Annotated in this window: 8 protein-coding genes and 2 pseudogenes; 2 read left to right on the top strand and 8 right to left on the bottom strand. The window is 66.6% G+C overall.

Translation table 11 applies throughout. From position 1 onward, the window contains the following. Nucleotides 1–165 precede the first annotated feature (165 nt). From QFZ27_RS08120 to QFZ27_RS08095, 6 genes are all read right to left on the bottom strand, one after another. Complete coding sequence (locus QFZ27_RS08120) at nt 166–597, bottom strand: hypothetical protein (protein WP_429225641.1); 432 nt, start codon at nt 595–597, stop codon at nt 166–168. Continuing rightward, nucleotides 594–7,421 (bottom strand): RHS repeat-associated core domain-containing protein, encoded by a 6,828-nt coding sequence (locus QFZ27_RS08115; protein ID WP_429225639.1) that lies wholly within the window; start codon nt 7,419–7,421, stop codon nt 594–596. Before QFZ27_RS08115 ends, QFZ27_RS08120 begins: the two co-directional genes overlap by 4 nt. Before the next feature lie 1,108 nt (nt 7,422–8,529). Continuing rightward, entirely contained in the window at nt 8,530–10,350 is a 1,821-nt protein-coding gene (locus QFZ27_RS08110) for a calcium-binding protein (RefSeq protein WP_429225638.1), read from the bottom strand. A gap of 382 nt (nt 10,351–10,732) precedes the next feature. Next, on the bottom strand, nt 10,733–11,068 hold the full coding sequence (locus QFZ27_RS08105; RefSeq protein ID WP_429225637.1) for a hypothetical protein: 336 nt from the start codon (nt 11,066–11,068) through the stop codon (nt 10,733–10,735). 51 nt (nt 11,069–11,119) lie between these two features. Beyond that, nucleotides 11,120–12,163, bottom strand: a complete 1,044-nt coding sequence (locus QFZ27_RS08100) for a site-specific integrase (RefSeq protein WP_429225636.1) — start codon at nt 12,161–12,163, stop codon at nt 11,120–11,122. Nucleotides 12,164–12,183: 20 nt separating this feature from the next. Then, a complete protein-coding gene (locus QFZ27_RS08095; RefSeq protein WP_429225634.1) occupies nt 12,184–12,390 on the bottom strand; it encodes a hypothetical protein in 207 nt (68 codons plus the stop codon). Between the two features lie 288 nt (nt 12,391–12,678). Here QFZ27_RS08095 and QFZ27_RS08090 point away from each other — a divergent pair. Next, nucleotides 12,679–15,704: pseudogene (locus tag QFZ27_RS08090) on the top strand (Tn3 family transposase). 192 nt (nt 15,705–15,896) lie between these two features. Continuing rightward, nucleotides 15,897–16,067: pseudogene (locus QFZ27_RS08085) on the top strand (ATP-binding protein); the annotation flags it as partial. 127 nt (nt 16,068–16,194) lie between these two features. Here QFZ27_RS08085 and QFZ27_RS08080 read toward each other — a convergent pair. Both QFZ27_RS08080 and QFZ27_RS08075 read right to left on the bottom strand, forming a co-directional pair. Continuing rightward, nucleotides 16,195–23,349 carry a beta strand repeat-containing protein gene (locus QFZ27_RS08080; protein ID WP_429225633.1) on the bottom strand — a complete coding sequence of 2,385 codons (7,155 nt, stop codon included), beginning with the start codon at nt 23,347–23,349 and terminating at the stop codon, nt 16,195–16,197. A gap of 1,176 nt (nt 23,350–24,525) precedes the next feature. After that, nucleotides 24,526–24,684 carry a hypothetical protein gene (locus tag QFZ27_RS08075; RefSeq protein WP_429225632.1) on the bottom strand — a complete coding sequence of 53 codons (159 nt, stop codon included), beginning with the start codon at nt 24,682–24,684 and terminating at the stop codon, nt 24,526–24,528. Nucleotides 24,685–24,932 lie beyond the last annotated feature (248 nt).

Raw genomic sequence — 24,932 nt, 5'->3', positions numbered from 1 at the left:
GCTGGAGCTTCTGGCGGCGCCGGATCGCCGAGGCCGTCGTCGGCGCGCTGTGCCTGGCCGTGCCGCTGGCCACCGGCGTCGACATTCTCTCGCGCTCCGTCGTCGGCTGCCCGGTGCTCAAGCAAAGCAGCGCCACGATATGTTGCGGCGCTGGCCGAAGGAAATTCAACTTCTCTGGCTGTCTCCAAGATCTTGAGTCTGAGAAAAAATTGGAAGTTTTCGAATCTCCTGGGTAAATCCAGAAGATTCGAACTCCACGATTCCACAATCGCAAGTGATCAAAAAATCCAGCAAAAACATTTTCCCAGAAGGCGCTAATTTTTTGTTTCTTATCTTAATATCATTAATAAAGGTTGCCGAATAGTCACCGAAATTCATGTCGATTCGCAATCTTGCAACATCAAAGAACTTCAATGTAGCTGGCGAGACCCAGAATCCGTGCGGAGTCCATTTGAATATATAGTCCAAGTCGAGACTCATTTGCCAATCGGCATTTGGGAAATTGATCAAGTGTAGCCGACAATCGTGCCAGCCCATCGAATCAAAGTCGGCTTCCGACCAGACCATCTTTTCGGGAGTGTACTGAGAGTGCATCATTTAAAGCCAAGCTCTCGCATAACATCATCAATGTCCTGTTGCGTCATGGGCCTGGTGCCCTGAGCAGATCGATCCTTGTTCCAGTGTGTTTGTCCGGTTTTGAGGTTCACATTCGGATAGCTTTGCTGGACATGTGGTGTAGGCACCCCCTTGTGAGCCGCGCCAACAAGATCATAGTGAGTGCGAACGGCGGGCCGTTGTATTGTCACAGTGTTCTTTGCTATCCTCTGCGCCAGTTGCTGCGCCTGTTCCGCTATTGTTCCCTGAACGGTTTGGGTCTGCTTCGTCAGTCGACCCGTTGCAGGCGGCACCCCTCTAGGAGTGAGCAGGCTTAAAGACAACAAAAATCCGGCATCGAATTTATCATCATAAACCCCATTTTCATAATCCTCCGACTTAAATGTATCGCTCAAATATTGGCCAAATGTGTAATCAGACGCGTCTTCAGAAATACCTTCCGATATATATTTTTCATAGTACTCAGGATATGCCGCTCTCTCGTCGTTCAGAGATCCCGCGCTCAGGGATTCGTAGTCAGAATAGCGATCGACCCCGTTGACCCCATCCGGTGTCCCGCCGGGATCTTTCCTTTCATCGACACCATAGCTTTGACCACCCGGGTCACTAAAATTTATCGGATCGTTATTTGAATACGCGTAGCGATTGGTCCCCACCCCCGGCAGGGTCGGGTCCCACCAGTCGGGCGAAATAAACCGGCCGATCGCCGGGTCGTAGTAGCGGGCGTTGAGGTAGACCAGGCCGACCTCCGGGTCCTCCCGCTCGCCGATGAAGCCCTTGGTCTCCTCGGTCGTCCCCGTCGCCGCCGGCGTCTGCGCGCGCTTGCCGTAGGGCGTGTAGGTCGAAAACTCCTCGTAGCCCCCGTTCCGGTTGGTCACCATCCGGACCGTGTTGAGGCCATCACGGTGCAGGTAATAGGTCGCCAGCGTGGCGCCGCTGCCCACCCGCTTCACGTCGGGATGCGGGTACTTGGTCCAGGTCTCACGCGTGGTCGCAGCATTGTTGGCGCAGGTGACATCGATCTTGCGCTCGATGTCGGGGCCAAAGCTGTCGACGGTCGGCACCGGCGACGTGTCCGGGCAGCCGGCGATCCGCGGCAGTTCTTTGCGCCAGCGCGTCCCGTCCGGACCGTACTGGAACGATACGACTGATGGACCGGTCGCCGTGGGCTTCGTCACCGAGGTAGGCCGATTCTCGCCGTCCCAGACGAAGACCCGCTCCGCGTTAGGCCCCTGCTTGAGATTCCCCGCGCCGTCCCACGTGTACGCCTTGCCGCCAATCCAGATCGGCGCATGCGGCTTCGTCGGCGTAACGTTCGGATCGGCCGCTACGGCCGGATAGGTGTAGGTCCCTCGCGGGCCGCTCGTCATCCGCCCTGCCCAATCGTACTCGAAGCTCTCGTCTCGCGCATTGTCGCTGGAATCCGCCTTGGTCAGGCGGAACATGCCGTCATAGGTGTAGGTCCAGCTCTCCGCGGTAGCCCCGTTGGAAATGTTGGCCGTGGCGATCAGTCCTGTCTTAACATCGCGGCCGTAACGGGCATAGAACCGCGTCCCTGACCCGGCCAGGGTCGTCGTGCGGTCGACCAGCCAAAGCCGCTTGGGGTTGTAGCTGTTGGTCGTGGTGACGCCGCCGGTGCTCTCGTCGCGGGCGTAGTACGTCGTCAGCGGCTGGCCCGACGCGGTGTAGGTCATGGCGACGAAGTTGGGGATTTCCCTGAGGCGACCGGCACCGTCGTATTTCCAGGCCTCACCAGTCGTTCCGATCCGGCCGATCTGGTCCCCGTCCGGATATCCGCGCCCCAGCACCCGGCCGCCGGCGTCGTACTGTGTTGTTGCGGTGACGGAGTCGGTGCCGGTCTGGTCTGTTTGGGTGCAGGTGATCGCCCTGGTCGCGCCGCTTGCCGCATTTGCCCACAGCGTCCACTTCTGCCTCAATACCCTGCCGGCGACGTCATAGTCGGTGCACAGGCGACCGACGGCATTCACCTGGCGCACCAGCTGGCCCTTGTTCGCATAGCCTGCGGCACCGCCGTCGTAGAAATAGTCTGTGACCTGCCCTCCACCCACCGGCTCGTCGCTCTTCCGGACACGCTTGCGCGTGACCCGGCTGAGGGCGTCGTAGGTATAGCTGATCGACGTGAGACGGGAGTCCTTCTGCCACAGCAGGCGATCGGCGATGTCGTAGTGATATGTCGTCACCCCGAGATCCGGATCATTGGCAGCGATCCGCCGCCCGAGGGTGTCGTAGGTGTAGACCCACTGTGCCTGGATGGGGTCGGTGATCCTGACCAGCTGGTCGGCCGCGTCCCATCTGAAGAGCGTATTAACCTGAGTGCCGTCGTCCTTGTACTGCTCGGTCGCGCGCACCCGGTCGAATGCATCATACCGCGTGGCCGAGATTTTCCGATCGTTGGGATCGTATGTCGCTTCCCAGCGGAAGGATTCGACGCCGGGGTTGAAGCCATAGAGGGTCTTGTAGATCTGACCATCCGGAAGGGTCCGGGCGGTCTGCCGGTCCAGCGCGTCATACTGATACCGGGTGCGCGGCGCCGTTCCCCATGTCGAGTAGGCGCCATGATAGACCGGCACTGACTCGGCGATCAGATTGCCTCGGCCGTCATATTCTTTTTCGACCTTGATGACGTTGGCATCGGTGCCGTCGAACGGGGACGAGGTCAGCATTCTGGTCCGGCCGAAGCCATTGTACCAGTGTGCGTTCCAGAGCTCGCCGCTGCCTGCTGGCCCCGGCTGGAACGTGGTGACCCGCTGCCAGGTTGCATTCCCGGTAGAGATATACTCCCATCGCGTGTAGTCGCTTCCGGGCTTGGTCACCTTTGTCGGCCGGCACAGCCAGTCATATGTCCACTCGGACCTCTGGCCGTTGACGTCCGTGGTCGACCAGGGCTTCAGGCATGCCGGGTGGACGCTCGCCTTGGTGATGTGCGGGGCTGCTGTCGATCCGACTTTCCTGACCACCTGCACCGGATAGAGGTGGAAGGTCGAATCATAGATGATATCGGTGCGTATTTCCTGGTCTGTCCTGGGCTTCAGCGACGAAGCGATCTGGTTGCCCCAGCCGTCGTAGCCGAACCACCGCCGCACCCAGCCCCAAGAGCCGTCTGGCAAACGCAACCCGCGCAGCTCAGCCGTCACATTGCCTCTTAGAGGCGGCGCGTCGCTGGTATCCTGATCGTCATAGCGAAACCGCGTGTCCCGCGCCGTGCCGCTGGCGCTGCGCAGCAGCTTTCTTGCGGCCAGGCTCACGATGTATCGACCGTCCGTGATCGCAGGCTTGAAGGTGAAGTCCGTGACCCTGTCGTCAAATGCGGCATCATCGGCATATTGCCCGCTGGGTACGTGGTGCCCCATCTCCCTCAGCTTGGTCACATTGCCGTAGATATCGAATTCGCGCTCGGTTCGTTTATAGTTGTAGGTATAGCTGCCGATCGTGCCCTGAACGAGAGCGGTCGTGCTCGCGATATTCAGAGATTTGTAGGGAACCCGCGCCCCCGTGACGACGGGCGACTCCTTGTATGTTTCTCTCTCCTCCCGCAGCAGCGTGGAGATGTTGCTGGAACCGGCGAAGTAGCTGATCTTCTTCACCTTCCCGGCGGACGCCACCGTCTGCACAAAATCGTATTGGACGCCCGGCGGGACCCAAGGTCCGCTGCTGCTTGCCGGCCGCACGACGAAGGCGCTGGCGAAACCGAGGAATTTCCGCTCGGCCGCGTCCCAGCGGCCGCCGGTGTATCTGAATGTGGTCTGCGCCTGCGGCCCAAAACCGTCCCACTGCTTCACCCAGCGGACGGTCTGCTGGACAAAGGGCAAGTTGAAATTCTTGAAGGTAGCCTGGTCCGAGGATGGGGTGTAGCCGATCCACGTTTGCCCGCCGATCGGGTTGATGGACCAGATCAGCAGGTCGGGCGCGGCCGTCTGCAGGTCCGATCGGACCGGCGAGTACATGACGGTCAGGGTCTTGCCGTAGCGGCGGAGGATGTCGGCCTTGCCATCGCCATTGAAGTCCGCGACGGCCTCGATGTCGTCGCCAATCTTCAGATACCCATTCGTATCGACCCACCTCTGCATCCAGCCGCCGCCTCGTGACAGCAGGATTTCCGCGCGCCAATTGGTGTAGGATGACGGGAAGCCGCCATCCGCGAGATTGGAGACAAGGAGGTCGGAGCGGCCGTCGCCGTCGAAGTCGCCCGAAAACAACCGGCACTCGATGCGGCAGCGGGAATCGCCGAACGGATATTGATTTTGATAATCGACGAGCTTGTCGCCGCCATGGGACAGCGCCGTCACGAGCAGCGGCCTGCCATCCGGCGCCTCCCAGAGCCTGGCGAGGTCGGTGGCACCATCGCCGTTGAAGTCGCCCTGGGTGCCGACGAACCGCCAGCCGCCGCCCATGACGTTGTTCGCCACCCGCTCCATGTAGAAGCGGCTGCCGATCCGGTGCTCCAGCACCGCCGAGCCGGTGCTGGTCGGCGTGATCGTCGAAACCACCAGCTCCTGACGGCCGTTGCCGTTCAGATCAGGCGTCGCGACGACCTTCTCGTTGTCGCCGATGTTGAGAGCGGTTGGCGTCGAGTCGAAGCCTCCGCCCACCCAATACCAAACTTTCCTCTTCTCGAACGAGTGGGCGACGTTGTCCTTGGCGGTGACGACAAACTCCACGCGGCCGTCACCGTCGACATCCGCCAGAACCACGTCATTGCCGCTGACCAGATCGGGCGGATCACAGTCACGATTCTCCCCGACCCCGCTGCAATGCTCGCGCATATCGGCTATGAAAAATGCGGTCCGGTCGTAGTCTAGGCCATTCGCAGTCCATTTGGAAATATAGACAACGACCTTCTGGCTCGAAACATGCGCTATGTCGGCCTTCCCATCGCCGTTGAAATCGGCGGTCCGAAAACTATAGTTTGTGCTGCTTTTTTTCCCTGGATCACAAAAGCCGTCATCAAAATCGAAGCTGGGAGAGGGCGCCCATACCAGCTGGTCTTTGAGCTGCGGACCGTCCCACTGGCGCGCCGACAGCCGGATGCTGAGATTGCAGGTCCGGACGTCGTCGTCTTCATAGTCAGGATCGTTTTTGGCCAGCTTTTCGCTGACGACAATGACGTCCTGTCTGGCGTCGCCGTTCAAATCCGCATAGGTGGCGTTGAAGTCGTCGCCGTCCCAACCGATTTCGCTTTGCGACGGCTGAAACCAGATGCTGGGGTCGGCGTATTTGAACCGCCACTCCAGCGGCTTCACATCGCCGGCGGCAATCGCGCTGGTCCCGAACTGCTTCACCGAGGCCAGTCTTGCCAGGCCGGTAGGCCCGCTGGTCAGGTACTGCAGCCCGTAGTAGCGCTGCACATTGCCGTCCGAGTAGACATTGATCTGCTGGAGCCGCTGGTTCAGCTGGGCCATCCCGTTGCCGATGGCCCGTGTCCGGGTTGTTCCCGCCGTCCGAAAAAATTCGATCCTGAACTTGCTGTCGCTGGTGGCATCCGGCTTGTTGTAGGTGATGGCGTCGGGCCAGCAGACCGGAGCGCTCGAGCACGCGTAACTGTACTCGACCTTGTTGCCATTGGTGTCGGTGACGGAGGTCAGCAACCACCGGTAGCGATCGCTGGGAACTAGAACACTTTGCGCAGCTGCGTCCATTTCCGGCTGGAGAGAAAGGGCTTCCTCCGACTGCGCCTCTGTGACGTTGGCCTCTTCGTCGGTGGGCTCGGTCTGGTCCGGCACCTCCAGGTCGTCCTCGACCACCCAGGCCTCCTCGCCGGCGGGCGGGTCCTCCGGCACCTCCGCCAAGCTCGGATCATCGCCGGTGCTCGGCTCCGGTTCGGCTCCAACCTCGGGACCGGCCTCCACCAGGTTTTCCGGCTCGGCTTCCTCGACCGGAGGGGACTCAGGCGATCCCTCCAAGGGTTCACTGGCCTCGGCCGAATCGGCAGTCGCGCTGGCGGCCGCCAGGGGTTGGGCCGCGGCCGCCGCTGGCGAAGCCGCGGCCACCTCGATCACGTTGCTGAACACCCACTGCGTGCCGTCCGGATCCTGCACCAGCCACTTGTTGTTGCCGACCTTGCCATCGTTCGGCCAATCCTCGACCAGGGTGATCTTCCGATAGCTCTCGATCCGGCTGGCATGCGTGCCGCCGGCCACGCAACTCGGCGCCCAATCCCGCCAGGGATCGGCGCAGGGGATCAGCTCCTGCCCGTCCAGGAGATAGACGTCCGAGCTGTCGAGGTTGGCGACGCCTTTCCCCGGCGACACCCGGACCACGTCCGGGAATCCGCTCAGGCGCCAGCCGGTGCCGACAAAGCCGGCATAAAACCCGCCGGCCTTCATGCCCTGGCTGGAATCGTAGACGAGGCTCAGCTTCGGCTCGATGCCCCGGAATTCGGGAACCTGGATCGGCACCGACGTGGTGTAGCTGCCGTTGAAGGACGCCGGCGCCGGCGCGTTGGCGAGCACCGGCAACGACAGCATCTGCATGGCCGGGTCGTCCGACGGCGTCCCTGCCGCCGCGGCCGCGACCACAGCGGCCGCAGGCTCCTCGGTGGCGGCTTCGGGCTCGGCTTCGACCGTCTCGGGTTCAGCCGAAGCCGGTGGTTCCGTCCCGGTCGCCCCGTCCGACGGGATCAATGCCTCGGGTCCTGCCGGTTCGGGAGCAGGCGCTTCGTCCTGGGCCCGGACGACCGGTGCCCCCGACAGCGCCGCCAGCACCAGCAGCGACACCGAAACCGCGCGCACCTTGCACCATGCCGGGCGCACGACTGCACCCGACCAGAACCGAACATCCGCCCGCATGATCTCTCCCCCACCCGCGCTACAGCGCCGCCTTGCTCCGGGGTCGCCTGCTCTCTGGCAGAATCGGGCCGGATCGGCTGGGCTGAGCGTTCGTCACCGTTTCGAGGCTGTCCGCATATCGCGCCACCGGCCCTACGGCCGAGGGGGCGCTCCGCAATCGCTTACTGGTCTGGGACTGACGCCATTTTCACAATCTCCCCCGCTCGGCATTGCCTGCCGATGCCCATAAAATTGAGGTTGTATCGAGCTTCTGCCGACTGCCCTCCCCGCGGGCGTCCGGCCAATTTCAGATGAACATGAATAAAACTTAATCCGACTCCGAGATCGCGCGCAAGCCACCCTCGCAAATATTCCTGTATGGCATCGATCACGGTCGCCGGAGGCACCGCGCTCGGGATCGCCCGTCATTCGAGACCGACAAGGGCGATGGCCCGCGAGCCTGCCGGAGCGCCCCGCCTCGGTGTGGCAGGGCGCCGTAGGAGCGGGCTGCAGGATGGGCGGTCGGTCCCTGCCCAACCAGCGCATGAGGGTTGCCGGTTGAGTGGGCTCGCCGGCACCTCGCCCGCCGATCGGGCTGATCGCGTTCGGCGGCTCAAGCCTGCCTGAAGGAGCTCCGACGCCGGCCGGTCCATCGTGTCGATCGGCCCGTCCTACATTGTCGAGGTCGCCAGCACGGCACCGTCCCGGCCGTCACCGACCCAGTCACCTCCTCGCCCACCGCGCAACAAGCTTTCCAATGCGCGATAATCGCCCTTATCGTCGCAAAATCATATGCTTAGATGAATTCTGTAATCTGAGCGGCAGGCCGGATTGTTGACGTCGGGGTCGCCCGAGGCGCTGACCTCATCAAGACGCGCGGTTTCGGCGCGCGCGTATTCGCAAAGGGCGAATCGCGGTTGGCCATGCCCATGCAGGCAACTCGAGAGGCGACGCACCCTCGGCGCAAGAATGAGGCCCTGACTCGATTCCGCCGCGAACGGTCTTTCGACCCATGCATTCAGATGACGGCTTCAACCGCACACCAGCCACCTAGGTCGACATCTGCGCGGGCGGCGGATTAACCCCGAATCTCGTCCGTCGCATACTGCGCGAAGACGAAGCATCGCCGCTACATCACGAAGTCGCCGGCCATCACGCCGATGGACCCCGTGAGCTGGATGTGGAAGTCCGAAGTGCCGTCGCCGTTGATGTCGCCGGCAATGGTGGTGATGGTGCCGTTGGAGTGGTAGCGCAGCTGCCCGGCGACGCCGGTGTAGACGGCGGTGCCGATGAAGCTAAAGGCTTGGTCGCCCGCAGTCCCGGTGTCGGCGTCGATCGCCGACAGGTCGATCTTGTCGCCCTGGGCATGGCTGAAATCTGTGATTCGGTCGGCATTTGCCCCGACTGCGCTGTCGGCGGAAGCGGTGTAGGCGAAGCGGTCCGTCCCGGTGCCGCCGGCGAGCGCGTCCTTGCCGCCGGCACCGGTGAGCACGTCGTTGCCGTTCCAGCCCTGCAGCGTGTTCATGCCGCTGTTGCCGATAAGACTGTCGTCGCCGTGGCTGCCGGAGAGGTTCTCAATTCCGGTCAGCATGTCGCCCGCGGCTTGGCCGCCGCTCCCGGTGCCGCTGACGAGGTCGACCACGATTCCTGTGGTGCCAGTATAGTAGCTGGCGGTGTCGCTGCCGGTGCCGCCATCGAGCGAGTCGGCGCCGAGATAGCCATAAAGCACATCGTTGCCGCCGCCGCCGTTGAGCAGGTCGTTGCCGCCGTTGCCGGTGAGCGTGTCGTTGCCGTACCAGCCTTGCAGCGTGTTCGCGCCGCTGTCGCCGATGAGGCTGTCGGCGCCCTGGCTGCCGGAGACATTCTCGATGTCGACCAGCCTGTCGCCCTCGGCCTCGCCGCCGCTGCCGACGCTAGGGACGTCGTTGACGACGATGACGCTGACCACGACCCCGGTGGCGCCGTTATAGTAACTGGCAGTATCGTTACCGTAGCTACCGGAGAGTATGTCGGCCCCAGCGCCGCCGCGGAGCACGTCGTCGCCGGAGTAGCCATGCAAGGAGTCGTTGCCGTCAAGGCCTGACAGCGTGTTGGCGCCGCTATTTCCCGAGATCGCGTTGCCGGACGCATTGCCGGTTCCGTTGAGGTTGGCGAGGCCGCTGAGGCCGCCGAAGTTGAGTTCCTCGAAATTATCGGTCAGCGTGAAATTGGTGGAGGCGAAGACTCGGTCATAGCCTTCGCCGGCATACTCGATCAGGATGTCGCCGGCGGAGTCGACCGTCACCCAATCGTCACCGGTGCCGCCAATCAGGATGTCGTCGCCAACACCGCCATACAGGTGATCGCCGCCGGTGCCGCCGATCAGGATGTCGTCGCCAACATAGCCATCCAGCACATCGTCGCCGGCGCCAGCCTCGACGAAGTCGTTGCCGTCGCCGGCGCCGATAAAGTCGGAGCCATCGAATCCCCGCAGCTCATCGCTCGCGCCGCCGCCGATGATCACGTCGTCCGCTATGGTGCCGGCGACTATCTGCGGCGTGGTGTCGTAGGCGACGCTGAACACGTTCCAGCTGGCCGCCTGCCCTTGTCCCATAATATTGCTTGCGGAGATGTCGATGACATACGTCTTCAGGCCTGGCCCGGTTTCCACCGCGAGATCGGCGAAGGTCAGGGTCGCCGGCGAGTCTGCCTCGCCATTCCAGTGCCCAAGGAGCGGCCCCCCAAGGCGGGAATAACTTACGCTCCACGTAGTGTCGTCGATCCATTCTAAGGTCAGCGGGTCCATATAAATTGCAATTTCGTAGCTGATGACGACGTCGAAGGTGCCGGTCGATTGGTCAATGCCGACATAGAGAGAAAAGGACATGGATATTCTCCTGAATCTTGTGTCGAGCGTACCGGTTGCGGAACGGGACGAAGCGTTGCTTCTTCGCGGCCGCTCGCGTTCCAAATCGTCGCCTGAACAGAAAGAATATCGGCAAACGCGCGTCTTGAAACGTCGACGGTATACCACAAGGCGCGGCGCCGCGGAATGACCCGATTGCGCCGGCCGGCCCGGCTCACGGCTCCGCCCGACAAAAGCTTTAGACTATCTGGAAGCTCAGCCAGTCGACGTCGAGCTCAACCCGGAGCGCTCTCATTGCTGCCGACCGCTTCCCGCCGGCGAACGAACCCGCTCTCGCGGGAGGATGAGCGTTGCAGGCGGACCATTTTGGCGATGGTGGTGGGTGAGTGAGCGGTAAGGCGTGACGACCAGAGCATCCGATCCCGAGCATCGAAGGTCCGGCAACCTTCGGCTCGAGAGAGGAGCACCCCCGATGACCATCCATCCGTCACATCGTCCCGTCAGCGCGCTGCGCGTGCGCGGCTTCACCGAGAAGACGCGCAGCGGCGTCCGTTCGTTCGCGGCCTTCATCGGCCGGTCGCCGGACACGGCGACGGCGGAGGACCTGCGCCGTTTCCAGTTGCACCAGACGCAGACCGGCGAGCAGCCGCAGAGCGTCATCAGCGCGGTCTCGGCCCTGCGCTTCCTTTTTTACCGTGACGCTGGATCGGCCGCGCTTTGCCCGGCGGCTCACCGTCGTGTGCGAGCCGCGCCGGCTGCCGGCCTTGCTGAGCGTCGAGGAAGTGACGCTTCTGCTCCGGGCGGCGCCGGGGCCGAAGTACAAGGCAGCGCTCGCGGCAGCCTACGCGCCTCAAGGGGACGAACCGGACTTCGGCTACTCGCTCAACAGCTTGTCGGTAAAATTCCCCTGCCACAGGCTGGAGTGCCGGCGGTAGCCGCGGGCGGTGCGCGCGTCCTTCCAGCGCCCATGCTGCATCGCCGCCTCGAGCGGCACGCCCTTGCGGTCGGCCGCCGTCATCATACCGGCGCGCAGGCTGTGCCCGGAAAACTCCCCCTCCCCCACCCCGGTCCCCTTGATCACACGCTTGACCAGCCGGGCCACGGTCTTGCTGTCGATCGGCTGCAGCCGGCCGTCGACGCCGTAGGTCAGGTGCCCACCACGGTCGATCCGGCAGAACAGCGGCCCGGGTGCGTCGCCGCGGGCGGCGAGCCAAGCCGAGACCGCGGTGACGGCGCAGAGCGGCGAGCGCGCCACCGTCTGGACGCCGACCTCCTCCCCTCGCCTTTCCTGGTCGGTCTTGGAGCCGGCGACGAACAGCACCAGCCCCTCGGCGGTGAAGCTGACGTCGCGCAGGTCAAAGCCGGCGAGCTCGGAGCGGCGGAAGCCGCCGGCGAAGCCGGTCAGCAGCAGCGCCCGGTCACGCAGGCACCGCTTGGGCGCGGGTGCGGTCTCCGGGTCGAGCCACAGCATCGCCGCGCGCAGATTCTCCTCGAGCAGCGCCGCCTTCTTGTCCGGACGGGCGTCCTTGGTCCGGCGCAGACCGGCGAGGAAGGCCCGGAACTGGGCATCGTCGAGGTGCAGCGGCAAGCCGAGCCGGCGCCGGATCTCCAGCACCGCAGCGCGGCGCAGCTCGAGGGTGGAGAGCTTCCGGGTCTCCGATAGCGCGGTCAGGTGCATTGCCAGCCACGCCGCGTCGGCGCGCTGCGGATCGAGGCCGAAGCCGAGGCACCATTCGCTCCACTGCCGCCAGGCCGCGCCATAGGCCTTCCGGGTGTTGGCCGAGAGCGAGGCCTCGACCAGGGCGTCGGCGCGCTCGGCCAGGCGGCGGATCTCAGCGATCTGCGCCTCGGTGAGGGCGGCGTCCGGCAGCACCGTCATCGTCGCGAGCGGATCCGTCGCGGCACGATCGTCCAGCATGGCCCCCTCCCCTCCCCCGTTCACGGACCCACCAAGGCCTTCGACCACAGCACCTCGTCCGGATGGAACCGGACGAGGGAGATCTTGTGCAGCACCGCCGGCCGCGGCTGCCAGGCCGCGATAGCGTTGCCGACCGCCTCGGGATCGGCTCGCTCGACGGCGTCGATCAGCGGCGCGATGGCGCCGCCGCCGTGCGGATCGAGATCGAGTGTGACGGCGAACGGCACGGAGCCTCCGGGGCGGGCGACCGGACGAGTCTACCCGGGGTCGTGACAAGAACTGTCCGTGGGCCTCCGACATCTGAGTTCAGAACAGGAACGTCGAAGTTGGGGCATCAGGTCTGCTGTTCGTGTGGCTGTCACACCCGATGCCGTTGAGCTCTCGTCGGCGACCGCCGATCTGGCCGTAAGTCCGAGCATCTCAATGACCGCTGGTTGCGACACCCGGTCCGACCCGACGGCGGTCTGCCGCAAGCCTCTACCGGAATTGATCTGGATGGTCAGCGCCTATTCAAAGTGACTCAGTGCCCTGGCCCGAATCTCGGCTACGGTCGCGCGTCCATCGCTGAACAGAGATCGATCGTGTCGCGTCGTCCCTTGCTGAAGGCTGATCGCTGGAATGCGCTGTTCGCAGCGCCGAAGGACGAGAAGGAGTTGATCCGGCACTGCACGCTGGATCCGGCTGACCTCGATCTCGTGATGGCGAAGCGGACGTCGCACAACCGCCTTGGTCTCGCTCTCCAGCTCTGCTTGATGCGACATCCCGGTCGAGCTTGGCTTCACGACGAGGTGCTGCCGGAGGCGATGGTTGCCTTCGTTGCCGAGCAGCTCGGCGTTTGTCCCGAACACCTGGCCGAGTATAGCCGCCGGGAGCAGAATCGCTGGGAGCATGCCGCTGAAGCGCAGCGCTATCTTGGGCTGCATGTCGCCGGCCGCGACGATCGCCGCGCGGCACTGGCGGCGGCTCTCGATGCCGCCGACACCACCGATCAGGGGCAGCCGATCGCCGCGGCAATGATCACGGCCCCGCAGGACCGGCGCGCGGTGCTGCCGGCGGCGGACACGCTCGACCGCATCGGCCGCGCCGCCCGGGTCCTGGCCCGCCGGCGCATGGAGGCGGCGCTGCTCGACGGCTTGCCGGCGGAGCGGCTGGATGATCTGGACCGGCTGCTTGAGGTCGATCCCGCGATCCGGATCACCCGCTTTGCCTGGCTCAGATCCCCACCCGAGGCCCCGGGCGAGAAGAACCTGCTGGCGCTGCTGGAGCGGCTGCGCGTCGTTCGCAACTTCGGCCTCGATCCCCGGCGCCGCGAGCGCATCCATCCCGACCGCTGGCGCCAGCTGGTGCGCGAGGGCGAGGTGACGCCCGTCCATCTCGCGGCCGATCTGAACGCCGGTCGCCGTCGCGCCACGGTCGCGGCCCAGCTGATCGAGCTCGGCTTCCGCCTGACCGACGCGGTGGTGGCGATGTTCTGCCGGCTCGTGGGCCGGCAGTTCGCGAAGGCCCGATCGCGCCGCAATCAGCGCCATCTCGAGACCGGCCGGGCCGCTGGGGAGCTGCTGCGGCTGTTCCGCGACACCCTGCGCGCGCTCAGCGAGGCCAATGATACCGACAGCGACGCCATCGGGCTGTTGCACGAGCGGATCGGATGGCACCGCCTCATGCAGGCGCAGGCGGAGCTGGAAAGTTTCGAGGCCGCGGCCGAACCCGATCCGCTCCTCGATGTCGCCGGGCGGTCGGATATGGTCCGGCGCTGCGCCAAGGCGTTGATCGAGGCCTTCGTCTTCCGATCGGCTCGGCGGCGTGATCCCCTGCTGGCGGCCCTGGAGCTGTTGCGGCAGCTGTACCGCGAGGGCCGCCGGGGAATGCCCACCAAGCCGCCGGTCGGGCATCTGGCAGGCCAGGTCCGCAAGGCGATGCTCGCCGCCGGCAAGCCCCGCAAGCTGTACGAGGTCGCGACCCTGGCGGTGCTGCGGGACCGGCTGCGCTCGGGCGACGTCTGGGTCGAGGGCGGCCGCACCTTCCGGCCGCTCACCGCCGACCTGGTGCCGGCGTCGACCGTCGCGGCCCGCAAGGAGGCGGACGATCTGCGCCTCGGCGTACCGCCCGATCCTGTCGCATGGCTCGCCGAGAAGCGGCAGGAGCTGGCCCTCAAGCTGCAGCAGCTGGCGAATCGTGCCCGCGCCGGCAAGCTCACGGGTGTCCGCCTGGCCGATGGCAAGCTGGTGGTCTCCCCAGACCGGACGGCGGTGCCTAAAACGGCCGAGGCCGTCAAATGGCTGATCCTCGACCGGATGCCGCAGGTCCGGATCACCGAGCTGATCGCCGAGGTCGACGGCTGGACCGGCTTCTCCGACGCGTTCACCCATCTGCGCACCGGCGGCCTGCCGCGCAATATCCAGGCGCTCCATGCCGGCATCCTCGCTGACGCCACCAATCTCGGGCTCAAGGGCATGGCGGCGTCACCGCTCGGCAGATCGGCTGGTGCCGCCAGTTCCATGCCCATGATGCGGCGTTCAAGACCGGCCTCGCCCGAATCATCGACGCGCAGCTGGCCCATCCCTATGCCCGGATCTGGGGCGATGGCTCGACCTCCTCCTCCGACGGCCAGTTCTTCGCCGCCGCGGGCCGGGCCGGCAAGCGCAGCGACATCAACACCCATTACAGCCATGGCCCCGGCGGCAAGTTCTACACTTGGGTCTCCGACCAGCGCGGGCACTACCATATCCTGCCGATCGGCGTGACTGAGAGCGAGGCCGCGTATGTGCTGGACGGGATCTACGGCCATGCGTCCCAGCTCGACATCGCCGAGCACTATGTCGACACCGGTGGCGCCACCGACCACGTCTTCGCCCTGTTCGCGGTGCTGGGCCGGCGCCTGGTGCCGCGGCTGCGGGACCTGAAGGACTGGTCTCTATACATTCTCGCCGACGCCGACCCGCTGCTGCGCCAGCACATCGGCGGCCGGATCGACGAGCACGCGATCCGCGAGGCCTGGGACGAGGTGCTGCGCATCGCCCTGTCGATCGAGGACCGCGAGGTCGCGCCGTCGGCGGTGTTGAAGAAGCTGGCGGCGATGCCGAAAACCAACCTGCTGGCCCGGGCGCTGCGCGAGATCGGCCGGATCGAGCGCACCCTGTTCATGATCGAATGGTACTCCAGCCCGGCGCTGCGAGCCCGCTGCCGGGCTGGGCTGAACAAGGGCGAGGCCGGGCACAAGCTGACCCGGGCGGTGTTCTTCCATGAGCGCGGCGAGGTCCGCGACGCCTCCTTCGAGAGCCAGGCGTTCCGGGCCTCGGCGCTCAATTTGGTGGTTAGCGCCATCATCCTGTGGAACACGGTCTATCTGTCGCGGGCGGTCGTTCAGCTGCGAGCCGAAGGCCATGAGCTGCCGGACGAGATCCGGCGCCATGTCTCGCCGCAAATCTGGGAGCACATCAACCTGATCGGCACCTACGACTGGAGCCACCAGGATCTGCCGCCTCTCGGCGCATTCCGCCCACTTCGCAGAGCTCCCGCCGACTTCCGGACCGCCGCGTGATCCGAGCGTGTTGCCAATCCGTTCTCGGATGTCGGAGGTCTACGGACAGTTCTTGTGTTCACCCCGGCCTGGGTAGTCCGGGAACACCGATGCCATGCCGGAAAAGATTGCCGAGGTCGACGTCTAACGCGTCGGCCAGGCGGCTCAGTTCTTCCTGCGTGGTGTTCACGGCATACAGATTGCACATCGCAGCGGCTCTACGAGCAGACCTCGGTCGCCGTCACCACCAACCTCGCCTTCGGTGAATGGCCCAACGTCTTTGGCGACGCCAAGATGACCAAGGCCCTGCTGGATCGACTGACGCATCACTGCGACATCGTCGAGACCGGCAACGCCAGCTGGCGCTTTAAACACCGCGCCTGATCCCCCCGCCCCGGACCCCCCGCGGATTCCCCCGGTGGGTGCACAGGGACCTCCCTCTGTGCCGATTGACACCAGGATTTTTGAGGGGACCAGGAGGCCTGGGCTGCAGGCCTCCCGGGCCTCCGAGCTACAGCACGAAATCCGCGGCGGTCAGCGCATGGTCGGAATAGACGGTGATGACTGCGTCCTCCACCCTGTTGCCGGTTGTCTCGAGATAGACGCCGTAGCGGTTGTCGGCGAAGGCCAGGACCCGGATCTGCCCGGCGGCCGTGAAGGCGCCGGCGCCGAAGCTGAAGGCGGTGTCGCCGTTGGCCGCGTTGCCGTCGGCATCGAGCGCCGACAGGTCGATCCGGTCGCCGGCCGCGAAGTCCCGGATCGTGTCCTTGCCGAGGCCGGAGACGGCGCTGTCGGACAGGGCGGTGTAGACGAAGCGGTCGTTGCCGACCCCGCCCTTCAGCGCGTCGCCGCCGCCACCGCCGGTGAGCACGTCGCCGCCGCCCATGCCCCACAGGGTGTTGGCATTGGTGTCGCCGGTCAGGGTGTCGGCGAAGCCCGAGCCCTGCACCTGCTCGATGCCGGACAGCGTGTCGCCCTGGGCGTCGCCGCCCGAGACAATACCCGTCGCCAGATTCACGCTCACCCCGGCGGCCGAGCCGGTGTAGCTCGCCGTGTCGATGCCAATGCCGCCGGTCAGCGTGTCGGCCCCCGCCGCCCCTGCGAGCGTGTCGTTGCCGTCGCCGCCGTCGAGCCGGTCGTCGCCGGTGCCGCCATAGACGTTGTCGGTCCCGGCCTCGCCGAAGACCTGGTCGTTCTCGCTGCCGGCATCGATGCTGTCATCGCCGATGCCGCCATGGATGGTGTCGGTCCCGGCGGCGCCGACCATCCGGTCGGCGCCGTCGCCGCCGGAGAGCGCGTCGTTGCCGGCCTCGCCGGAGAGCACGTCGTCGCCGCCATTGCCGACGATGGTGTCGTCGCCCAGCTCGCCGCCGACGACGTTGCGGCCGTTGTCGCCGGTCAGCTGGTCGGCGTTGCTCGACCCATACAGGTTCTCGATCCCGCTCAGGACATCGCCCGCCGCGTCGCCGCCCGAGATCGCACCGGTCAGCAGGTTGACCGACACCGCGGCCGTCGAGCCCTGGTAGTTGGCGAAGTCCGACCCGGCGCCGCCGTCGAGGACGTCGGCGCGGGCACCGCCGCGGAGCGTGTCGTCGCCGTCGCCGCCGCTCAGCGCATTGGCGCCGCCGTCGCCGTACAGCCGGTCGTTGAAGTGGGAGCCGCTGAGGTTCTCGATCCCGGTCAGGGTGTCGCCCTGGGCGTCGCCTCCCGTGCCCGTCCCGGTCGCCAGGTTGACCGTGACGGCGAAGGAGGACGCGACGTAGTAGGCCGTGTCGCTGCCGGCCCCGCCGCGCAGCGCGTCGGCCCCAGCCCCGCCGTCGAGTACGTCGTCTCCATCGGCGCCGTTGAGGGTGTTGGCCCCGGCGGCGCCGACCAGGGTGTCGGCGAAGGCCGAGCCGATCAGGCTCCCGATGATCAGCAGCGTGTCGCCCTGGGCATCTCCGCCGGACGTGGCACCGGTCAGCAGGTTGACCGAGACCGCCGCCGCCGAGCCGGTGTAGTCGGCTGTGTTCGAGCCATTGCCGCCGTCGATGTAGTCGCTCCCGGCCCCGCCGCGAAGCGTATCGTCGCCGAGGCCGCCAAAGATATTGTTGGACCCGCCGTCGCCGATCAGGGTGTCGGCGAAACTCGAGCCGATGAGGTTCTCGATGTTGATCAGCGTGTCGCCTTCGGCATAGCCGCCCGTGGCGGTGTGGGCGTGAAGGTCGACTAACACCGCGGCTGTCGAGGCCACATAGCTGGCGTAGTCATCGTCCCCGCCACCGCCATCGAGAATGTTGGCCACGGTATTGCCGATCAGGGTGTCGGCGAAGTTCGAGCCGGTGACGTTTTCGATGCTGTCGAGGGTGTCGCCGTGGGCATCGCCGCCCGTGGCGGTGCCCGTCGCCAGGTTGACCGTGACGGCGAAGGAGGACGCGACGTAGTAGGCCGTGTCGCTGCCGGCCCCGCCGCGCAGGACGTCCGCGCCGCCGCGGCCCGCCAGCCGGTCGTCGCCGGCCCCGCCATCCAGGGCATTCGCCCCGGCGCTGCCGTTGATGTCATCGGCGACGGCCGAGCCGATGACGTTCTCGATGCTGCTGAAGCTGTCGCCCGCGGCGTCGCCGCCCGAGGTGTTGCCGGTCGAGAGGCTGAGCGCCACGCCCGCGGTGGAGGCGGTGTAGGAGATGGTGTCCGTGCCGTTGCCGCCCTGCAGCGTGTCGGCCCCGCCGCCACCCTGGAGCGTGTCGTTGCCGTCGCCGCCGACCAGCACATTCACCCCGGCATCGCCGGTCAGCGTATCGTTGAGGGCCGAGCCGGTCAGGTTCTCGATGCCGGTCAGGATGTCGCCCGCGGCGTCGCCGCCCGAGGCCGCGCCGTTGACCGTGACCACCACCGCGGCGGATGAGGCGGTGTAGCTCGCCCGGTCGATGCCGGCGCCGCCATCCAGCGTGTCGGCCCCGGCGCCGCCCTGGAGCGCATCGTCGCCATTGCCGCCGGCCAGCACATTGGCCGCGGCATTGCCGGCCAATATGTCGGCGAAGGCCGAGCCGGTCAGGTTCTCGATCGAGTTCAGCGAATCGCCTTGCGCGTAGCCGCCGGTGTTGACGTTGGTCAGCAGGTTGACGCTGACCGCCGCGGTGGACGCGGCATAGGTCGCTGTGTCGATGCCCGTGCCGCCACCCAGCACGTCGGCCCCGGCCCCGCCGTCGAGCACGTCGTTGCCGGCACCGCCGTCGAGGACATTCACCCCGGCATCGCCGGTCAGGGTATCGGCGAAGGCCGAGCCGGTCAGGTTCTCGATACTGATCAGTGTGTCGCCCGCGGCATCGCCGCCCAAGGCCGCCGCGCTCTGCAGGTTGACGGCGACCGCCGCCGCCGAGCCGGTATAGTCGGCGGTGTCCGTGCCGTTGCCGGCGTTGAGGACATCGGCCCCGGCCCCGCCACGGAGCGTATCGTTGCCGTCGCCGTTGCCGCCGCCGAGTATATCGGCGCCGGCGCCACCGTGGAGAACGTCGTCGCCGCCAAGGCCCTCCAGGCTGTTGGCCCCGCCATCGCCGGTCAGGATGTCGGCAAAATGCGAGCCGGCGAGATTCTCGATCCCGGTGAGGGTGTCGCCCTCGGCATCGCCGCCCGTGCCGGTGCCGGTCGCCAGGCTAACCTGCACGCCGACGGTCGAGGGGTTGTACGAGATCCAGTCGGCGCCGGCGCCGCCGACGAGGACGTCGGCGCCGGCGCCGCCGTTGAGATCGTCGTCGCCGGCGCCGCCGTTCAGCACATTGGCCCCGGCATTGCCGGTCAGCACGTCGGCGAAAGCCGAGCCGGTGACGTTCTCGATCGAGTTCAGCGAATCGCCTTGCGCGTAGCCGCCGGTGTTGACATTGGTCAGCAGGTTGACGCTGACCGCCGCGGTGGACGCGGCATAGGTCGCTGTGTCGATGCCCGTGCCGCCACCCAGCACGTCGGCCCCGGCCCCGCCGTCGAGCAGGTCGTTGCCGGCACCGCCGTCGAGGACATTCACCCCGGCATCGCCGGTCAGCGTGTCGTTGAGGGCCGAGCCGGTCAGGTTCTCGATGCCGGTCAGGAAGTCGCCTGCGGCATCGCCGCCCGAGGCCGCGCCGTTGACCGTGACCACCACCGCAGCGGCCGAGGCGGTGTAGCTCGCCCGGTCGATGCCGGCGCCGCCATGCAGCGTGTCGGCCCCCGCGCCGCCCTGGAGTGCGTCGTCGCCATTGCCGCCGGCCAGCACATTGGCCGCGGCATTGCCGCCCAATATGTCGGCGAAGGCCGAGCCGGTCAGGTCCTCGATGCCGGTCAGGATGTCGCCCGCGGCGTCGCCGCCCGAGGCGGCGCCGTTGAGCGTGACCACCACCGCGGCGGCCGAGGTGGCGTAGCCCACCCAGTCGATGCCGGCGCCGCCATCCAGCGTGTCGGCCCCGGCGCCGCCCTCGAGCGCATCGTTGCCATTGCCGCCGGCCAACACATTGGCCGCGGCATTGCCGGCCAATATGTCGGCGAAAGCCGAGCCGGTCAGGTTCTCGATGCCGGTCAGGATGTCGCCCGTGGCGTCGCCGCCCGAGGCGGCGCCGTTGACCGCCACCACGACCGTGGCGGCCGAGGTGGCATAGGAAGCGGTGTCGATGCCGGCGCCACCATCCAGCGTGTCGGCCCCGGCGCCGCCCTGGAGCGCATCGTCGCCATTGCCGCCGGCCAGCACATTGGCCGCGGCATTGCCGCCCAATATGTCGTTAAAGGCCGAGCCGGTCAGGTTCTCGATGCCGGTCAGGATGTCGCCCGCGGCGTCGCCGCCCGAGGCGGCGCCGTTGACCGTCACCACGACCGCGGCGGCCGAGGCGGTATAGCTCGCCCGGTCGATGCCGGCGCCGCCATCCAGCGTGTCGGCCCCGGCGCCGCCCTGGAGCGCGTCGTCGCCATTGCCGCCGGCCAGCACATTGGCCGCGGCATTGCCGGCCAATATGTCGGCGAAGGTCGAGCCGGTCAGGTTCTCGATCGAGTTCAGCGAATCGCCCTCGGCATAGCCGCCGGTGTTGACATTGGTCAGCAGGTTGATGCTCACCGCCGCGGTGGACGCGGCATAGGTCGCCGTGTCGATGCCCGTGCCACCACCCAGCACGTCGGCCCCGGCCCCGCCGTCGAGCACGTCGTTGCCGGCACCGCCGTCGAGGACATTCACCCCGGCATCGCCGGTCAGGGTATCGGCGAAGGCCGAGCCGGTCAGGTTCTCGATACTGATCAGTGTGTCGCCCGCGGCATCGCCGCCCGAGGCCGCGCCGTTGACCGTCACCACGACCGCGGCGGCCGAGGCGGCGTAGGAGACCGTGTCGATGCCGGCGTCGCCCTGCAGCCCGTCGGCGCCGGCACCGCCCTGGAGCGTGTCGTTGCCGTCGCGGCCGACCAGCAGATTCACCCCGGTACCGCCGGTAAGCGTGTCGGCGAAGCCCGATCCGATCAGGTTCTCGATGCCGGTCAGGATGTCGCCCGCGGCGTCGCCGCCCGAGGCGGCGCCGTTGACCATGACCACGACCGCAGCGCCCGAGCCGGCGTAGACCGCCCAGTCGATGCCGGCGCCGCCAACCAGCGTGTCGGCCCCGGCGTCGCCCTGGAGCACGTCGTCACCATTGCCGCCGGCCAGCACATTGGCGCCCGTGTTGCCGAACAGCCAGTCGGCGAAGGCCGAGCCGGTGGCGTTCTCGATGGAAATCAGCGAATCGCCCTCGGTATTGACGTTGGTCAGCAGGCTGATGGTGACCCACGTGGTGGACGCGGCATAGGTCACCGTGTCGATGCCGTCGCCGCCATCCATCAGATCAGCGCCCTCGCCGCCGTCGAGCAGGTCGTCCCCGCCGGCGCCGGACAGCTGATTCTCCCCGGCATCGCCGGTCAGAGTGTCGTTGAAGGCCGAGCCGGTCAGGTTCTCGATACTGATCAGTAGGTCGCCCGCGGCATCGCCGCCCGAGGCCGCACCGTTGACCGTCACCACGACCGCGGCGGCCGAGGCGGCGTAGGAGACCGTGTCGATATCGTTGCCGCCCTGCAGATTGTCGGCGCCGCCGTGCCCCTGGAGCGTGTCGTTGCCGTCGCCGCCGCCCAACACATTCACCCCGGCATCGCCGGTCAGGGTGTCGGCGAAGCCCGATCCGATCAGGAACTCGATGCCAGTCAGGATGTCACCCTCGGCGTCGCCGCCCGAGGCGGCGCCGTTGACCGTGACCACCACCGCGGCGGCCGAGGCGTCGTAGCTCGCCCAGTCGAAGTCGGCGCCGCCATCCAGCGTGTCGGCCCCGGCGCCGCCCTGGAGCGAATCCTCGCCATTGCCGCCGGCCAGCACATTGGCCGCGGCATCGCCGGCCAATATGTCGGAGAAGACCGAACCGATCAGGTTTTCGATGCCGGACAGGGTGTCGCCGTTGGCATCGCCGATCGCGGCCGCGCCGTTGACCGCCACCCGGACCGCGTCGGTCGAGGCGGCGTAGGAAGCGGTGTCGATGCCGGCGCCGCCGCTCAGCGTGTCGCCGCCGGCGCCGCCGGCGAGCAGGTCGTTGCCGTCGCCGCCGGACAGCAGATTCACCCCGGCATCGCCGGTCAGCGTGTCGGCGAAGCCCGATCCGATCAGGTTCTCGATGCCGGTCAGGATGTCACCCTCGGCGTCGCCGCCCGAGGCCGCGCCGTTGACCGTGACCATCACCGCGGCGGATGAGGCGGTGTAGCTCGCCTGGTCGATGCCGGCGCCGCCATCCAGCGTGTCGGCCCCGGCGCCGCCTCGGAGCGTGTCGCTGCCGTCGCCGCCGGACAGCAGATTCACCCCGGCATCGCCGGTCAGCGTGTCGTGGGAGGCCGAGCCGATCAGGTTCTCGATGCCGGTCAGGGTGTCGCCGTCGGCATCGCCGATCGAGGCAGCGCCGTTGACCGCCACCACGACCAGGAAAGCCGAGGCGGCGTAGGAGACGGTGTCGATGCCGGCGCCGCCACCCAGCACGTCGGCCCCGACGCCGCCGATGAGCAGGTCGTTGCCGTCGCCGCCCTGGAGCGTGTCGTTGCCGCCGCCGCCATTGAGGGTGTTGACGCCGGCGTCGCCGGTCAGCGTGTCGTTGAAGGTCGAGCCGGTCAGGTTCTCGATGCCGGTCAGGGTGTCACCCTCGGCGTCGCCGCCCGAGGCCGCGCCGTTGACCGTGACCACGACCGCGGCGGATGAGGCGGTGTAGCTCGCCCGGTCGATGCCGGCGCCGCCATCCAGCGTGTCGGCCCCGGCGCCGCCCTGGAGCGCGTCGTCGCCATTGCCGCCGGCCAGCACATTGGCCGCCGCATTGCCGACCAATATGTCGGCGAAAGCCGAGCCGGTCAGGTTCTCGATCGAGATCAGCGAGTCGCCCTGCGCGTAGCCGCCGGTGTTGACGTTGGTCAGCAGGTTGATGCTCACCGCCGCGGTGGACGCAGCATAGGTCGCCGTGTCGGGGCTGAAGCTGCCGTTCAGCACGTCGGCCCCGGCGCCGCCGTCGAGCAGGTCGCTGTTGCTGCCGCCATTGAGGGTGTCGTTGCCGCCCAGGCCGCTGAGCGTGTCGTTCCCGCCGCCGCCATTGATGATGTCGATGCCGTCGGGGTTGGCCGGATTGCCCGGGTCGGTTCCGGTGAGGGTGTCGGCGCTGGAAGTACCGTTCAGGGTCTGAGTCACGAAACATCCTCCACTATCTGTTCGGCACGCGGTTCCTGCAGGCGGCCAAGCTTTGCAAATGCCCCCGGAGACGCCGGGTGGTATGGGAATAGAATGAATTTAAGCGAAGCGCTGCATACCCGGTTAGTTCAAATTGCACGGCTTATGGCTTCGGGTGAAAATTTTTTGCCCCGATGAAGGCCGTGTTCCTGAAGGAGCTCGCGGCCAAGACCCATCGCGGCATCCGCGGTCGAGTGGAAAAGGGCGATCGGGCGGCGGCCTTTGCTATGGCTGGGGCGGCTCGACGGGCCGGACCAGGCTGAGCCGCTGCTGACTGAACGCGAAGCGGTCGACGCGATGCCGGGATCGCGGGATTTTCGGTAGCGGGAGGAATCCGCCTGCCCCCCGCTCTAAAGACGGCGCGCGTGTCCAGGGGGCGAGTCCGGCCTAACAGCGTGCGAAATCAGATCAGCGATGCCACCGCGGTGCGGCCACCGGCCAGGCGCTGGTATTCGGCATCGTAGACCGCCCTGCAGCTCCTCACTGTCGCCCTTCGGACCGACCCGGGCGACGTGAAGCTGGTCGTCGGCCAATCGCAGCTGCATCGCCACGGGATCCGCAGTGGTGAGCCAAGTCTCCATTTGTCCGGGGCCAGGATCACCGGTATAGCCGTCTCGTGGATCGGCTTCACGATGCTGTTGGGCTCGGTGGTCGATGGGCACGTTGCCCGAGAAGGGCTGCCTGGTGGAGGTGCGGTATCTGCCGAGCCCGACATGTCCGAACGACGATAAATTGAGCTTTGCCGCTGGCGCTTACCGCCGAGCAGGCGCGCGAGCTGGCCCAGCATCTGCTTCGGGTGGCAGGCTGGGCGGAAGCGCGGACCGACTCGATGCCGGAGACGATGCAGTGAGCATTGCCAGATCGGTCGCCTTTAGTCCAACGACGGAACAGGACTCGGTCGCCTGCGTTCATGGCAGAGGACGGCATACCTTGATCTGATTTCATGAACACTGCGATCCCGGCTCAGCGCCACGCCAACGACAACCAGAATCCGGAGGGACTCTGCGATCAGCGGATTGCGGAGATGAAGCTCCGGTTCCGCGCCAGAATCGCAGTCGCTGCAGGTGTCGTTGGGCCTTCGGAAGCGGGAAGCGGGCGAGTGCCCGGCCCGAGGGCCGGGCACCGGGCTCTGTTGCGCTAGGCGCCGGCGGCGCCAAGGTCCACCGAGCCGCCGATCGGCGTCTCGGCCCTGTGGGTGACGATCCCTTCTGTAGTCAGATGAGCGCCGTCAAGGGCGTCGACGATAAACCCGTGGCATTCGTCTGAGGCGACGGCGGACGGGCCGGATTCGGTCATGTCCGCTTTCCGGTGCCAAGCGGGATGGCCCGTTTCGGGCAGCCGCATCCGGCCTGGCCGTCCGGGAAGCGCGGAAAGCGGAAGCTCGGCAGTCGGCCATGCAGCGGCTAGCGGGCTATCAAGCCAGCGGCTCGTCGCTGGGCAACGGCTCAGCCTGACGCGGCCGGCATTGCACAACTCCGCTGCATGGTTGACAGCGCCCCTGGGAACACACCTCCCTGTCTAGCTCTTAGCGCAAATGAAGAGCA

The sequence above is a fragment of the Inquilinus ginsengisoli genome (genome assembly GCF_050434925.1).
In the GTDB taxonomy this organism is placed as follows: domain Bacteria; phylum Pseudomonadota; class Alphaproteobacteria; order DSM-16000; family Inquilinaceae; genus Inquilinus; species Inquilinus ginsengisoli_B.
This window is presented reverse-complemented; position numbering and strand designations above follow the sequence as displayed.